Raw genomic sequence first — 14,085 nt, 5'->3', positions numbered from 1 at the left:
CCGACGGGTGTCAACGAGAATTGTGAACAGATTTGCAAAGGTGTCTACTGCGGGCGCGCATACTCGACACCATGACGCCACTGCAGCGCTATATCGCCGAAGAGATCGCCACCGATCACGTCGACGGCCTGCTGTCGCGACGGGAGGCCTTGCGTCGACTCGCCCTGCTCGGGGTCGGGACGGCCGCGGCCACCGCGCTCATCACTGCCTGCGGGGACGCCAAGAAGGATGTGACCGCGACCAGCACGGAGACGACCGGTTCCACGCCGCCGGGGATGGACGCCGCCCGTCCGACGGCCCCCGTCAGCTGGCAGGGGCCGGCCGGGGAGCTGCGGGGCGCATGGGCCGAGGCACCCGATCCGCGCGGGGCGATTCTGGTCATCCACGAGAACAAGGGGCTCACCGACTGGGTGCGCTCGGTGGCCGGCCGACTGGCCGGAGCCGGCTACTCAAGCCTGGCCATCGACCTGCTGTCGGCCGAGGGCGGCACCGCCGCCTTCGCCGATCCGGCCGAGGCCACCGCCGCGCTGGGCAACCGTCCGCCCGAACACATGGTGGCCGACCTGAAGTCCGGGATCGCCGAGGTGCAGGCGCGGACTCCGGGCAAGCGGGTGGCGGCCATCGGCTTCTGTATGGGCGGCGGGCTGGTGTGGCGCCTGCTGGCGTCGGGAGCGCCCGAGCTGTCGGCCGCCTTCCCGTTCTACGGCCCGGCGCCCGATGATCCGGACTTCGCCGGCTCGAAAAACGTTGCCGTGCTCGGCTTCTACGGTGAGCTCGATCAACGGGTGAACGCCACCGAACCGGTGGCCGCCGCGGCGCTGGACCGCGCCGGGCTGGTGCACGAGCTGGTCATCGAGCAGGGCGCCAACCACGCGTTCTTCAACGACACCGGCGATCGGTACGACCCGCGGGCCGCCGAGGACGCCTGGCAACGCGCACTGGCCTGGCTGTCGACCCACGTCGGCTGAGTCGCAAGCGCATTCACCGGCAGTTCACGTCGGTGTCGGCGGCGCGTGACCACCCGAACACAGATCGCGGCTACTCATGGCCCATGAGGGTCGTCCAGGTCGCCAACTTCTACGGTCCGCGCTCGGGCGGACTGCGCACCGCCGTCGATCGGCTCGGCGCCGAATACAGCGCCGCCGGCCACGATGTCCTACTCGTGGTGCCGGGCGACGGTGCAGGTCGGCAGGTGCTGCCCTCCGGTGTCACGCGGTTGTCCCTGCCGGCGCGCCGCATCCCGTTCACCGGCGGCTACCGGGCCGTGCTGCCCGGACCGGTGACCGCCCTGCTCGAGGAATTGCAACCCGACGCGCTGGAGGTCTCCGATCGTCTGACGCTCCGCTCGCTCGGACCCTGGGGTCGGCGCAACGGGGTGGCCACCGTCATGATCTCGCACGAGCGACTCGACCGGCTGCTCGGGCAGATCCTGCCGCGCCGCGCGGCCCGCACGATTGCCGATGCGGCCAACCGACGTACCGCCCGCAACTATGACGCGGTGGTCTGTACGACGGGTTTCGCACGTGCGGAGTTCGAGAGGATCGGAGCGGTAAACGTGGCGACCGTGCCGCTGGGCGTGGATCTCGACCAGTTCCACCCGCGTTACCGCTGTCTGCAGCTGCGCGGCCGATGGGCGCGCCCGGAGCAGACCCTGCTGGTGCACTGCGGCAGGCTCTCGGTGGAGAAGCACGCCCATCGCAGCATCGACACCGTTGCGGCCCTGCGTGACTCGGGTGTGGACGCGCGACTCGTCGTCGTCGGGGAAGGCCCACTGCGGTCGCGGCTGGAGCGTAAGGCCGCCGGTCTGCCGGTCGACTTCACCGGTTACATCGGTGACCGCGACACGGTGGCCGCCATCCTCGCCTCGGCCGATGTCGCGTTGGCGCCTGGGCCGCACGAAACCTTCGGCCTGGCCGCCCTTGAGGCGCTGGCCTGCGGCACACCGGCAGTGGTCTCACGCACCTCGGCCCTTGCCGAGATCCTCACCGCCGACAGCGGCGCCGCCGCGGACAACGATCCGCGGGCCATCGCCCGTGCCGTCGCCTCGGTGATCAGCCGACCCGAGACGACCCGCAGACGCTGCGCCCGGCGCCGGGCCGAGCAGTTCACCTGGCCCCGTTCGGCGGCGGGCATGTTGGACGTGTTGGCCCGACGGTGACCAAACGCGACGGCCCGCAGGCACCGTGTCCTACGATCTGGGCATGAGACGGCTTGTGCTGGCGGTACCGATGGTGAGTGTGGCGGCACTGCTCGGCGCGGGATCGGCGACCGCGGCCCCCGAACAAGGTTGCGCGGTCACCCTGCAGCCGCCCACGGTGGTGCAGGACGCCGGGGTGCGTGCCGTCGTCGCATCGGTGAGTCCGGGAGCGTGCAACCGTGCGGTTCCACAACTGCAGGTGGCATGCCTACAGCAGGCAGGCAGCCCGGTGGCCCCGCTGTGCGTGCAATCCGAGGGCCCCGGCACCGCCGAGGTCAGGTTCAGCCCGTACACCCCTGGTGCCGGATACATCGTGAGTGGCCGGGTGTGCGCGAACGCAGGCAGCCCGCCGGTGACCTATTGCAGTACCGTCGGCCCGACCACGGTCATCCTGTAGCGCCGTCGCGCAGGTAGTGCACATCGGCGCCCATGTCGAACCGATAGCCGCCGCCGCGGATCGTGGTGATCACGCGGGCATGGCGGCCGAGTTTGACCCGCAGCCGGCGAACATGGGTGTCGACGGTGCGCCCGGCTGCCGGCCGGTCATCCCACAGCTGTTCCATCAACTCCTGGCGGGATACCGTGCGGTGCGGGTGTTCGGCGAGGTAAAGGAGCAGTTCGAGCTCCCGATAGCTCAGATGCAGTGCGTGACCGTCGACAATGACCGAACGCCGCGAAGGGTGGATCCGCACGCCGCCGGTCTCGCGGGTGGGCCCACCTGCGCGGTCTGCGGAGGTGATGACGGCCGGTCGGGCGTGTACCCCGGGTATCGAGCGGGCAATCACGCTGCCGTACTCATCGGCCAATTGAGCTGTGCGCAGCGGAAGTTCGGTGAAGCCCGGCGGCACGTCCAGGATGAGGACGACCTGCACCGGATGCGGAGTCAGCGACGACGTACCTGCTCCCGATTGGTACATCGCTGCATGGTGCCCCAGGATCCGGGTGCCCGGCAGGGTTTGGAGCGCCGTGAGCGCAACTCAGAACGCGGGGATGACCTGACCCGAGTACGTCGTCTCGATGAACATTCTGGTCTGCGGCCCGGTGAGCGCCGCTGCCAACGTCGCGACATCTGGGTTGCGTTGTCCGGCATGCTCGGTCACCAGATACTCGGCGTAGACGGGGTCACCGCGATCGCAGTGCAGGGCGGTGTCGGTGTGTACGTTGCGTTCCATCGCCTGGTTGCCGAAGAGGAACACCGCGTCGAAATCGTCGAGAGCCGAGGCCATCGTCCAGCTGGTCAGTTCCTTGAACACCAGCCGGCGCGGGTTGGCCCACACGTCGGTGGTGGTGGCCAACTGCCCCGCGTCGGGCCGACAGTCCAGCAGGCCGAGCCGATCGAGCATCATCAGTGAGCGGTCGGCATTCACCGCGTCGGCAGGCAACGCCACTTCCGCGTAATCGGGAATGGTCGCCAGGCTGGTCACCCGGCTGGAGTACAACCCGAACGGCTCGATGTGGACCGCGACCACCGGGGTCAGCGCGGTCCCGGCGGCCCTGTTGAACTGCTCCAGGAAGGGCAGGTACTGAAAGTAGTTGGCGTGCAATCGGCCTGCGGCCAGCCAGTCGTTGGGCTCGTCGAAACTGTCGAACACGATCACCTGCAGATCGATCTGGGACTCGGCCAGCGTTGTGCGGACACTCTCCAAGATCTCGGCGTGCGGGACCGGCGACGCGCCGACCCGCAGTGGCCGAAGCCCTTTCGTGCTGACCGATCGCACCGAACTGGTCGACATGGTCGCCAGCGTACTGAAGACCGCACAGCGTGCAAGGTGGCAGCCGAGGCGAATGTGCCGCCATGTTACGGACTTCGGCGCACGATGACCGCAGCGGTTCTCGTGCGTTCGATGGCGGCCTAGGTTCTGGCCAACAGTCATCGCAGGGCCGAGAAGGATTGGTGCACCATGTCCGAGATCACCGCTGTAGCCGGGCAACTGAGCGACCCGGCCAAAAGCCCCGACCGGAGGTTGCGGGGCAAGCTCGGGGTGGCCTCCATCGTCTTCATGGTGGTCGCCGCCGCCGCACCCCTCGGGGTGGTCGGTGGTGTCTTTCCGCTGGGTATCGCCAACGGCAATGGAGCCGGATTCCCGGCGACGTTCCTCGTCTCGACGGTGATCCTGCTGCTTTTCGCGGTGGGCTTCACCGCGTTGACCCCGTTCGTCGACGATGCCGGGGCCTTCTTCTCCTATATCCGTCACTCCCTGGGATTCTCGGTCGGCATCGGGTTCGGCTTCGTCGCGTTGGTCAGCTACGTGGCCCTGGAGGCCGGGGTGTACGGTCTGCTGGGGCCCGCCGGCGTCGGTGTCATCACATTGTTCGGCGGGGCCGAGATCCCCTGGTGGGCCGTCGCGGCGGTAGCATTCGCGGTGACAACCTATCTGGGCTACCGCAACATCGAGTTGTCCAGTCGGGTGCTTGGCGTGTTGCTGACCGCCGAGATCGCGGTCATCGGCGTGCTCGACCTGGTGATCGTGCTCCGCGGCGGAGGGGATGACGGACTGTCGACCGGCGCGGTCAACCCCGCCACCGTGTTCTCCGGCTCGCTCGGTATCGGGCTGCTCTTCGCGATGCTCAGCTACATAGGTTTCGAGGCCACCGCGGTCTTCCGCGACGAAGCCAGGGACCCGCAGCGCACCATTCCGCGCGCCACCTACGCCGCGCTGATCCTCATCGGTACCTTCTACGCCGTCAGCAGCTGGGCGCTGATCTCGGCATGGGGTGATGATCGCGCCGTCGCCCAGGCCACCGATTCCGGTGGCACCTTCCTCGCCGACATCGCCCAGACCTATATCCGCACCGCAGGCAACGACATCATCACCGTGCTGTACTTCACCAGTCTGTTCGCCTGCATCCTGGCCTTCCACAACGTGGCATCGCGCTACGTGTTCGCGCTGTCCCAGCACCGGGTGTTGCCCGACGCACTCGGGGTCGCGCACTCGGTGCATGGTTCACCACACAAGGCGTCGCTGTGGATCTCCGGCGTCGTCGCGGTCGGTATCGCGGCGGCCGTCGTGTTCGGCCTGGATCCGGTGACGCAGTTCTACACGTGGTTCGCGGCCACCACCACGGTGGGATTCGTGGTCCTGCTGATCGCCACCAGCGTCGCGGTGCTGGTGTTCTTCGCACGTGACCGCCGCGGGTACTCACAGTGGCGGGTACGCATCGCGCCGGCATCGGGACTCGTCGGACTCGGTCTCACCCTGGCGTTGATCCTCACCAATCTGGAGGGCCTGGCCACCTCGAATGCGTTGGGGTGGGGCATTGTCGGCCTTCTGATCGTGTCCTTTGTCGTCGGGGTGGTCATTGCCCGGCGGGTGGCGGGTGCCGCCGAGGTGACCCCGGTGGTGCACTCATGACCCTCGCCGCCGACACCACAAATTCCGACACCGCGACCGAGGAGCCCGTGCGCGCGGTGTCCGAGCGCCTTGCCGACGGCTCACTGACCGAGATCGAAGTGGCCTGGAGCGATCCGCTGGGACATGCTCAGGGTAAACGGATCCCGGCCGCGCAGTTCCTGGACCGAGCGCAGGGGAGCGGATTCGCGTTCTGCGAGGCCTCGCTGGGCTGGAACGCCGACGGCACCGTCGTCGACGGGCTGCGGCTGACCAACTGGGCAGGCGGTTATCCCGATGTGTACGCCGTGCCCGATTTGTCGACCCTGCGCGAGTTGCCGTGGCGGCCGGGCGTCGGGCATGTCGTCTCCGATATCGTCACCCACGACCGCACACCGTCGCTGTTGGATCCACGGGCCGTGCTGCGGCGGGTGCTCGATCGCCTTGCCGCACTGGGCTATACCGCCAAGGTGGGCGTCGAGTTGGAGTTCTATCTGTTGAATCCGGACGGCACCGCCCTGCAGGATGACATCCACGCCTACTCGCTGGAGAACGCCAACGCGCTGGATCCGGTGTTGTCCGACCTCTACGACACCCTCGGTGCGTTCACCCGACTGGAAGGAATCCAGAGCGAGTACGGACCGGGACAGGTCGAGGCGAACCTGGTCTACACCGATGCGCTGGAGGCCGCCGACGACAGCGCGCGGTTGAAGTATGCCGCCAAGGAGGTGGCACGCAGGCACGGCACGCTCGCCAGCTTCATGGCCAAGCCCTTCACCGAACATTCCGGAAGTTCTGCGCACCTGCACATCTCGCTCTGGCGGGAGGAGGAACCGGCTTTCGCCGAGGTGGACGGCACCGAGAACGACCTCGCCCAGTTCGCCATCGCCGGTCTGCTGGAGCACCTGCCCTCGATCACGCTGTTCGGTGCACATTCGGTCAACGCCTACCGCCGTTTCGTGCCGGACTCCTTCGCGCCGGCGACGGTCACCTGGAGCCGTGACAACCGAAGTGCCGCTGTGCGTTCGCTTCTGGACCAGGACCCGCGGGCGACCCGTATCGAGCTGCGCACCGGTGGTTCGGATGCCAACCCGTACTGGTTGGTCGCCTCGGCACTGGCGGCCGTGGTGGCCGGTATCGAGGCAGGGCGCCGGCCCGAACCGGCCCTGGCCGGCAATCTGTACGGATCGGGCACGCCGTTGCCGGATTCGCTCGCGGTGGCGGTGGCCCTGACCACCCAGGACGACACCATCGCCGAGATCCTGGGCCGGGATTCGGTTGCCGACTTCGCCACGATCGCACGCTCCGAGTGGGCTGCCTACTCGGGACAGGTCACCGACTGGGAACGTCGCCGCTACCTGGGCGCATCCTGATCAGCCGATGTCGCGGGCCGCGCCGGGCGTCCAGCGCACCGGCAGCCGCTTGATCCCGTGGATGAACGGCGAGAGAAGGCGGTCCGGTTCGGCGTCGGCCAGCAGATCGGGGACCTGGCGGTGCAACTCCTCGAACGTCACCGTGATCTCACGGCGGGCCAGGTTCGCGCCCAGACAGAAATGGGCGCCGCCACCGCCGAACCCGAGATGAGGGTTGGGGGAGCGCAGCACGTCGAATCGCCACGGGTCGGGGAACCGGGTCTCATCGCGATTGGCCGAGCCGTACCACATGGTGACCTTGTCACCTGCGGTCATGGCGACACCACCGAGCTCGATATCGCGGGTCAGGGTGCGCCGCATGTAGGCCACCGGCGATGCCCACCGCACGATTTCCTCGACGGCGGTCGGCGCGATCCGGTCGTAGTCCGACCACCACAGGTCGCGCTGCTCGGGATGCCTGCTCAACGCGACCACACCATGGCTGATGGCGTTGCGGGTGGTTTCGTTACCGGCCACCACGAGGAGGATGAAAAAGGAAGCCACCTCCGCCGACGTCAGCCGTTCACCGTCCAGTTCGGCCGAGATGAGGGCGGTGGTCAGGTCATCGCGCGGACGCGCACGGCGGTCTTCGGCCAACGCGGTGGCGTAGGCACCGATATCGATTGCCACCCTGGCGAACTCGTCGAAGTCGGCGGTCAGATCCGGATCGCCGAAGCCCAAAATCACATTGGTCCAATGGAATATCCGATCGTGATCCTCCTCGGCGATACCCATCATGTCGCAGATCACCTGCAGCGGCAGCGGACCTGCCAGCGCCGAGACCAGATCCGCGCACCCATCGCGATGACCGGCGACCATCGCGGAAACCAGGTCGCGGGCGCGCTCGCGAACCGATTCCTCCACCCTGACCAGGACCCGCGGGGTGAAGGCGCTGCGCACGATGTTGCGCAGTCGACCGTGACGCGGATCATCCATGGCGATCATGGAGCCGAAGTACTCGGCCAGTTCCGGGGTTTGGTCCCCGATGGTGATGTTGGGACTCGAACTGAAGATCTCCGGGTGCCTGCTGGCATAGTGCACGTCGTCGTAACGGGTCAGCGCCCAGTGTCCGGCCCCGGCATCGACACCTTCGGCCGTGACCGGTCGGTGGAAGGAGATCGGGTCGCGGTGCCGCAGGGTGGCGAACGCGCCATCGCGGAAATCGTCGTCGCCGCGCCAGAATCCCCAGGACCCCAGATCCACCTCGGCGCGGTCGACGGTGCGCGGGGGTGTTCCGTTGCGACGGACCGCGATCGACATGGACCTCAGCATAGGTTCGTGGGCGTCGGCGCACGCCGGAATCGCGGCCAAGCGCTGCCCGGGCGTCAGCCTGGGGCCGAGTCACCGAAAATGCGGCGGAGTTCGTCGGGCACCGGCCGTTTCGCCCAATCGCCGGTGGATACCGTCACGTAGACGTTGCGGCCGCGGACTGCCGTCCGTTCGATGCCGTCGCCATCGGTGCGCAGCACGTCGAAGGTGACGGTGAAACTGGTGGTCCCCACCGACTCGCAGGCCACGACCACCCGGACGGTGTCGCGCCAGCGCACGGGCGCGCGGTAGTCGATCTCGCTGCGCACCACCTGGAAGTCGACACCGGCGACGATCAGGTCGGGATAACGCAGCGACCGATGGTCCAGATACGCGGTCCAGGCCTCGTCGAACCAGGTCAGGTAGTGGGCGTGGAACACCACCGACTGCTGGTCGACCTCGGCGTACCGGGGGACCACCGACAGCGCGAACCGTGCATCGTCGACCGGACTCACGGAGCACACCTTGCCCCATCACGTGCTCGTTACGATCAGGGGGTGCCTCCCACCCTGATCAGCATCGACGATATCCGGTCCGCCGCCCGACGCCTGGATGGTTCCGTGGTGCGCACTCCGCTGCTGGCGGCCGAGTGGGGTGATCCGCAGCGTCCCCTCTGGCTGAAGCCGGAGAGTCTGCAGGCGATCGGTGCGTTCAAGGTGCGCGGCGCGCTCAACGCGATCGGACGGCTCGACGCCGACGAGAAGCGCCGCGGCGTTGTCGCGTACTCCAGCGGTAACCATGCTCAGGCCGTCGCCTATGCCGCAGCACGATTCGGACTGCGAGCACATATCGTCATGCCGGAGGAGACCCCACGTATCAAGATCGAGCGGACCCGCGCGCACGGTGCCGAGGTGGTGCTGTGCGGTATGGGCCGGCGCGAGGCGGTGGCCGCCGAGCTCGTCGAACAGACCGGCGGATCGCTGATCCCACCCTTCGATCACCCGGATGTGATTGCCGGACAGGGCACCATCGGCCTGGAGATCGCCGAGGACTACCCGGATATCGCCAATGTGGTGATTCCGGTCAGCGGTGGTGGATTGGCATCGGGCATCGGAACGGCGATCCGCGCACTGTGCCCGAATGCCCAGATCTTCGGCGTGGAGCCGGAGTTGGCCGCCGATACCGCGGCCGGCCTACGTCGGGGCACCCGGGTCGACATGCCGATCGAGGATCGCAATCGGACGATCGCCGACGGTCTCCGTTCGCAGCCCTCGGAGTTGACGTTCGCCCACCTGCAGCACGTGCTGAGCGATGTTCTCACCGTGTCTGAAGACGATATCCGTTCTGCGGTAGCGGAATTGGCGTTCAAGGCTCGGCTGGTCGCCGAGCCGAGCGGAGCCGTCGCGCTGGCCGCCTACCGGCGGCACGTGATGCCGCCGGGTCCAACCGCGGTGATCGTCTCCGGCGGCAATATCGAGCCGGCGTTGCTGTCGGAGATCCTGACCGCGTCAGCCGCGATCGGGGAAGACCAACGGGACTGACACTCCGCAACCCAGATGGGCGCAGTGCGACCAGGCATCCTGTTCGGCGGCGGCCTTCAACAGCCGGCGCCGGCCGATCCAGCCGCACGAGCAGCCGGCGGTGGAATTGCCCACACCGCGGTTGTACACGTAGGCCACCCCGCTTCCGGTCGATGCGGTGAGGCGGTCTTCCAACAGTAAGACGTTCATCTGATCCATCTCCTTCGTCGACCTGACCTCGGTGTCATGCAGACGTGCGAGCTTGTCGCAGTTCGAATTCTGCGCTGCCGAACCCTGGTTCGGCGGGATCGGCGAGTCACGAGTCGACGCTGATCCGGTCAAGCCGGGATAACGGACGCCTTCGATCTACCCGCCGATCGGCGTTGCCAAACACGGCGTCTTACCACGTCGCGTTGGTCAGAGATGTTGCTACGGCGTCAATTTGGGAACGCTGGGGCAGCTGTTAGTGCACACCCTCCATGAGCCGGCTGATCCGCCCCGCCAGCCCCAGCACCACGGCACCGGCGGCAATCGCGACCGCACCGAGGATCCCGAAGTATGCGAACTCGCTGGCGGGGTCGTAGTACCCGGACAGCACGCCCGACATGGCCGTGCCCAATCCCACGGAGAAGAAGTACAGCGCCATCATCTGCGCCCGGAACGCCTCGGGCGCGAGCTGGGTGGTCACGGCCAGGCCGATTGGGGACAGCAGCAGCTCCGATACCGCGAAAACTGCCATGATGCCCATCACCAGCAGTGCCGGCACGGCCTTGCCGGTCGTGCCGGCGAACGGCAGGAACAGCAGGAACGCCGCGCCCATTCCGATGACTCCGTAGGCGAACTTCTGCGGGGTGGTCGGCGCGCGGTTGCCCAGCCGAGTCCACATGATCGCGAAAAGCGGTGACAGCAGGATGATCCACACCGGCTCGATCGACCCGATCCAGCTCGACGGGGCGGTCCACCCGAAGATCGACCAGTTCATCCGTTCGTCGGAGTACACCGCCAGCACGGTGAATATCTGTTGGAACAGCGACCAGAACACCGCGTTGGCGATGAACAGCGGAATGAACGCCCGCACCCTGGTCCGTTCCAGGCCGCTGACCTTCGGGCTGCGCAACAGCACCGCGAAGTAGGCGATGGAGGCCAGGACAATCACGCCGGTGGTGACCTGAGACAGGATGGCCAGCGTCACCAGACCGGTCCAGAACGCGATCACCACGACGACCAGCCCCCCGACACCGGCGGCCACTGCGGGCAGGATCCCGCTGCGCGGCAGCGGGTTGGGGACCTCGCGGCCATGCGTGCCGAGGTTGCGCCGGAACACGACGTACTGGGTGAGCCCGATGGCCATGCCGATGGCGGCCGCGCCGAAACCGTAGTGGAAGCCCACCCGGGTCTGGAGCAGACCGGTCAGCAACGGGCCGATGAAGGCGCCGAGGTTGATGCCCAGATAGAACAGCGTGAACCCGCCGTCGGCGCGGGCATCACCCTTGTCGTACAGCGTGCCGAGCAGCGAGGAGGCGTTGGCCTTCAGCGCGCCGGATCCGAGCGCTACCAGCACCAGGCCGACCGCCACCCCGGTGATACCCGGGAGCAGTGCCAGGGCGATGTGCCCGGCCATCACCACGACGCCGCCGTAGAACACCGTGCGTTCCATGCCCAGGACCCGATCGGCCAGCCATCCGCCGAGCACCGTCGACAGGTAGACCAGGCCGCCGTAGGCCCCGACGATGCCTGTCGCGGTGGCCTTGGCCATCTCCAGGCCACCGTCGGTCACCGAGTAATACAGGTAGTACCCCAGGATCGTGAGCATCCCGTAGAACGAGAATCGTTCCCACAGTTCCACGCCGAACAGGTTGGTCAGGCCGATCGGGTGGCCGAAGACCGTGCGAGTTGCTCGTGCGTCGCCGCTGCCGGTTGCCGTGTGTTCCGCCCCAGTCATGGGACACCACCCTGCCACGCCTCGCGACCACGTGTCGCATTGTGGCGATGTCACTTTCTCGGGGTGCGTGCGATGACGATTCGGCGAATATGTCTGCGGCCTGGACGTCGATATATGTCCGCACTGGCAAATGTGTGGCCGCCGGTGATGGCGCGCTGACTGGGCTCCGGGCCGCCCGCCCGGGTAAGGTCGGCCGGATAACGGGGCGGTGACCGAATCGTCTCGACCCGGTCGCGTGCCTGCAGCCGGGTGGTCCGAAGGGGTTCATGTGGACGCGGTGCTCGGTTTGTCGATGACGCCTACGTCGCTCGGCGTGGTCGTCGTCGATGGTGACGGGGCCCCGGAGGGCGCGGCCGCTAGGGATTCCTTCGAGGTCCGCGTCGATGGATCGGACGCCCGTTCGGCAACCGAACAGGCGACCGCGGCGGTCGGGGCCATTGCCGCCGCACGGGGGCAGCGCCTCAAATCGATCGGTGTCACCTGGAGTGAGAACGCCGACGCCGAGGCGACCGCCCTGATGGACTCGTTGAATCGGTCGGGTTTCGGCAATGTCGTCCCGATCCGCCTGCCGGAAGCCACCGAGGCGCTCGCCCGCGGAATGGCCGATGTCATCGGATACCGGACCAGCGCGGTGTGCGTCATCGAACCGGACACCGCCATTGCCCTGATCGTCCATACCGACGACGGCGCGATACATACGGCGATCAATCACGGCATCGACAGCGATGAGAGCCTGATCGGCTGGCTGAGCACCGTGTTCACTCGCGCCGACTGGCAGCCGGAGGCACTGGTCGTCGTCGGTTCTGCCGGTGGCTTCGACACCGTCCTGCCGCAGCTGGAAGAGGCGCTCTCGGTGCCGGTGTTCGCTCCCGCGGAGGCGCCCCTGGCGTTGGCCCGCGGTGCCGCGCTGGCCTCCACGCACAGCTCAGGTCTGCCGTTCAGCCTGGAGTTGCCTGCCCCCGCCGCGGCGGGTCGGCACGCCGCCCCGCCGGCCGGCAACAACGCGACGCGTCTCATCGCCGGAGCGCTGGTTGCCGGCGTACTCACGTTCGTGATTTCGGCATCGGTGGCGGTGGCGGTGCAACTGTCGCCGGCGCGGGAGTCCGCTGCCCCCGAGCCCGCTGCCGTGGTCGTCCAGGATGAGCCCGCCGCGCGTGTTGCTCCACGTCCGGCCCCGCCCGCGGCACCGCTCGCCGAGCCGGCCGCGGGGGAGCGGTCCTCGCTCTCCGACGCGCTGGCGCCCCCGGTCGAGTTCGCGCCGCTGCCGCAGGCACCGGTCGAGCCGGTGCTTCCCGAGGCACCCGCGCCCGAGGTGAGCGCAGGCTACGACCCCGCGCCGGTCGAGGCGGCGATGCCCGATCCGGCGCTGGCGCCCGCACCGCCGGTCGTCGATGCACCGCCGGCCGTGCTACCGCCGCCGGTCCCGCCGGTCGCGACGCCGCCCCAGGTGTTCGAGCAGCCGAAGAAGCCGTTCCTGCAGCGGATCAGGGATCGGCTGCGCCTCGGCGGTCCCGACCAGGGCCCTCCGGGCCAGATCATCGTCAGTCCGCCGCAAGGCTAGGCCTTTCGGGCGCCGCGCTGGTCTGCGGCTGGCTAACATTTACCGGACTCGGTGCGACAAGCAGGTGAGCGGTCAGGTCGGGTCCGGAGTGTCCGGAGTTCATGGGAGGTTCGGCACGTTGCGAAAAGCTATTCGATACATGGTGGCCATCGTCGGTGTCACCGCGCTGTCACTTGGCGCGTCCACGACCACCGGCGTGGCCGCGGTGAGCGTGCCGGTGTCGGCCGTGGCCGTGTCGCCTGCGGCCGGTGAGGTCGTCGGTGTCGCTTATCCGGTCACCGTGTCCTTCGGCGCTCCGGTTCTCGACCGCGATGCCGCCGAACGGGGCATCACCTTCTCTGCCCCGACGGTGCCGGGCGGTGAGTTCGAGTGGCTCGACGATGCCACCGTACGGTTCACCCCGGCCGAGTACTGGCCGGCGCATTCCACCATCACCGTCGAGGCAGTAGGTCTGAAATCGAGCTTCCAGACCGGCGCTCTGGTGCGCGGTGTCGCCGATATCGACGCACACACCTTCACCGTCAGCATCGACGGCGAGGTCGCCCGGGAGATGCCCGCATCGATGGGCAAGCCCGGACACGCCACGCCCATCGGCGAATTCACCGCGCTGGAGAAGCAGAGCGTGGTGGTCATGGACTCGCGCACGATCGGCATCCCGCTCGATGATCCCGAGGGTTACAAGTTGACGGTGTACGACGCGGTGCGTGTCACCTGGGGCGGGGTTTACGTGCACGGTGCGCCGTGGTCGGTGGGCTCGCAGGGCTACGCCAACGTCAGCCACGGCTGCATCAACCTCAGCCCGGACAATGCCGACTGGTACTACAACAATGTGAGCATCGGCGACCCGATTGTGGTGCAGGCCTGAGTTTTCGCCCT

The 14,085-nt window shown here is 67.8% G+C and carries 14 protein-coding genes; 8 read left to right on the top strand and 6 right to left on the bottom strand.

Translation table 11 applies throughout. From position 1 onward, the window contains the following. The first annotated feature begins 71 nt into the window (after positions 1-71). The 3 genes from G154_RS15415 to G154_RS15405 all read left to right on the top strand — a co-directional run bounded on the left by G154_RS15415 (position 72) and on the right by G154_RS15405 (position 2,594). Positions 72-968 carry a dienelactone hydrolase family protein gene (locus tag G154_RS15415; RefSeq protein WP_019510047.1) on the top strand — a complete coding sequence of 299 codons (897 nt, stop codon included), beginning with the start codon at positions 72-74 and terminating at the stop codon, positions 966-968. Between the two features lie 83 nt (positions 969-1,051). Continuing rightward, positions 1,052-2,158 carry a glycosyltransferase gene (locus G154_RS15410; protein ID WP_019510048.1) on the top strand — a complete coding sequence of 369 codons (1,107 nt, stop codon included), beginning with the start codon at positions 1,052-1,054 and terminating at the stop codon, positions 2,156-2,158. A 43-nt stretch (positions 2,159-2,201) separates the two neighbouring features. Then, positions 2,202-2,594 (top strand): hypothetical protein, encoded by a 393-nt coding sequence (locus G154_RS15405; protein ID WP_045546467.1) that lies wholly within the window; start codon positions 2,202-2,204, stop codon positions 2,592-2,594. On the opposite strand, the gene G154_RS15400 is transcribed toward G154_RS15405, so the two are convergent. Beyond that, positions 2,584-3,114, bottom strand: a complete 531-nt coding sequence (locus tag G154_RS15400) for a winged helix-turn-helix domain-containing protein (RefSeq protein ID WP_045546456.1) — start codon at positions 3,112-3,114, stop codon at positions 2,584-2,586. The two genes, G154_RS15405 and G154_RS15400, sit on opposite strands and share 11 nt — an antisense overlap. A 60-nt stretch (positions 3,115-3,174) precedes the next feature. Further along, on the bottom strand, positions 3,175-3,930 hold the full coding sequence (locus tag G154_RS15395) for a MetQ/NlpA family ABC transporter substrate-binding protein (protein WP_019510051.1): 756 nt from the start codon (positions 3,928-3,930) through the stop codon (positions 3,175-3,177). 168 nt (positions 3,931-4,098) lie between these two features. Between G154_RS15395 and G154_RS15390 the strand changes: the two genes are divergently transcribed. Both G154_RS15390 and G154_RS15385 read left to right on the top strand, forming a co-directional pair. Continuing rightward, positions 4,099-5,550 carry an APC family permease gene (locus G154_RS15390; RefSeq protein WP_019510052.1) on the top strand — a complete coding sequence of 484 codons (1,452 nt, stop codon included), beginning with the start codon at positions 4,099-4,101 and terminating at the stop codon, positions 5,548-5,550. Further along, a complete protein-coding gene (locus G154_RS15385) occupies positions 5,547-6,899 on the top strand; it encodes a glutamine synthetase family protein (protein WP_019510053.1) in 1,353 nt (450 codons plus the stop codon). Before G154_RS15390 ends, G154_RS15385 begins: the two co-directional genes overlap by 4 nt. Here G154_RS15385 and G154_RS15380 read toward each other — a convergent pair whose 3' ends face one another. Beyond that, on the bottom strand, positions 6,900-8,198 hold the full coding sequence (locus G154_RS15380; RefSeq protein WP_019510054.1) for a cytochrome P450: 1,299 nt from the start codon (positions 8,196-8,198) through the stop codon (positions 6,900-6,902). A 65-nt stretch (positions 8,199-8,263) separates the two neighbouring features. Then, a complete protein-coding gene (locus G154_RS15375) occupies positions 8,264-8,701 on the bottom strand; it encodes a thioesterase family protein (RefSeq protein WP_019510055.1) in 438 nt (145 codons plus the stop codon). Positions 8,702-8,743: 42 nt separating this feature from the next. On the opposite strand from G154_RS15375, the gene G154_RS15370 reads away from it, so the two are divergent. Next, a complete protein-coding gene (locus tag G154_RS15370; protein WP_019510056.1) occupies positions 8,744-9,727 on the top strand; it encodes a threonine/serine dehydratase in 984 nt (327 codons plus the stop codon). Here G154_RS15370 and G154_RS26475 read toward each other — a convergent pair. Continuing rightward, entirely contained in the window at positions 9,695-9,916 is a 222-nt protein-coding gene (locus tag G154_RS26475) for a hypothetical protein (protein WP_045546466.1), read from the bottom strand. The two genes, G154_RS15370 and G154_RS26475, sit on opposite strands and share 33 nt — an antisense overlap. Positions 9,917-10,169: 253 nt before the next feature. Beyond that, entirely contained in the window at positions 10,170-11,648 is a 1,479-nt protein-coding gene (locus tag G154_RS15360) for a peptide MFS transporter (RefSeq protein WP_019510058.1), read from the bottom strand. Positions 11,649-11,940: 292 nt separating this feature from the next. Here G154_RS15360 and G154_RS15355 point away from each other — a divergent pair, with 292 nt between their 5' ends. Together G154_RS15355 and G154_RS15350 are read left to right on the top strand one after the other, a co-directional pair. Next, positions 11,941-13,209, top strand: coding sequence for a hypothetical protein (locus tag G154_RS15355; RefSeq protein WP_234713059.1), 1,269 nt, complete (start codon positions 11,941-11,943; stop codon positions 13,207-13,209). Positions 13,210-13,348: 139 nt separating this feature from the next. Next, entirely contained in the window at positions 13,349-14,074 is a 726-nt protein-coding gene (locus G154_RS15350; protein WP_019510060.1) for a L,D-transpeptidase family protein, read from the top strand. The last annotated feature ends 11 nt before the right edge of the window (positions 14,075-14,085 follow it).

The sequence above is a fragment of the Mycobacterium sp. VKM Ac-1816D genome (assembly GCF_000416385.1).
In the GTDB taxonomy this organism is placed as follows: Bacteria; Actinomycetota; Actinomycetes; order Mycobacteriales; family Mycobacteriaceae; genus Mycobacterium; species Mycobacterium neoaurum_A.
The sequence above is the reverse complement of the archived record's forward strand: the minus strand, read 5'-3'. Positions and strand labels throughout refer to the sequence as shown.

Bases quoted from the DNA above. Each gene is read 5' to 3' on its own strand.
- G154_RS15415 (WP_019510047.1), top strand. From the start codon at position 72: ATGACGCCACTGCAGCGCTATATCGCCGAAGAGATCGCCACCGATCAC.
- G154_RS15395 (WP_019510051.1), bottom strand. From the start codon at position 3,930: ATGTCGACCAGTTCGGTGCGATCGGTCAGCACGAAAGGGCTTCGGCCA.
- G154_RS15350 (WP_019510060.1), top strand. From the start codon at position 13,349: ATGGTGGCCATCGTCGGTGTCACCGCGCTGTCACTTGGCGCGTCCACG.
- G154_RS15360 (WP_019510058.1), bottom strand. From the start codon at position 11,648: ATGACTGGGGCGGAACACACGGCAACCGGCAGCGGCGACGCACGAGCA.
- G154_RS15410 (WP_019510048.1), top strand. From the start codon at position 1,052: ATGAGGGTCGTCCAGGTCGCCAACTTCTACGGTCCGCGCTCGGGCGGA.
- G154_RS15400 (WP_045546456.1), bottom strand. From the start codon at position 3,114: ATGTACCAATCGGGAGCAGGTACGTCGTCGCTGACTCCGCATCCGGTG.
- G154_RS15390 (WP_019510052.1), top strand. From the start codon at position 4,099: ATGTCCGAGATCACCGCTGTAGCCGGGCAACTGAGCGACCCGGCCAAA.
- G154_RS15385 (WP_019510053.1), top strand. From the start codon at position 5,547: ATGACCCTCGCCGCCGACACCACAAATTCCGACACCGCGACCGAGGAG.
- G154_RS26475 (WP_045546466.1), bottom strand. From the start codon at position 9,916: ATGAACGTCTTACTGTTGGAAGACCGCCTCACCGCATCGACCGGAAGC.
- G154_RS15405 (WP_045546467.1), top strand. From the start codon at position 2,202: ATGAGACGGCTTGTGCTGGCGGTACCGATGGTGAGTGTGGCGGCACTG.
- G154_RS15380 (WP_019510054.1), bottom strand. From the start codon at position 8,198: ATGTCGATCGCGGTCCGTCGCAACGGAACACCCCCGCGCACCGTCGAC.
- G154_RS15355 (WP_234713059.1), top strand. From the start codon at position 11,941: ATGACGCCTACGTCGCTCGGCGTGGTCGTCGTCGATGGTGACGGGGCC.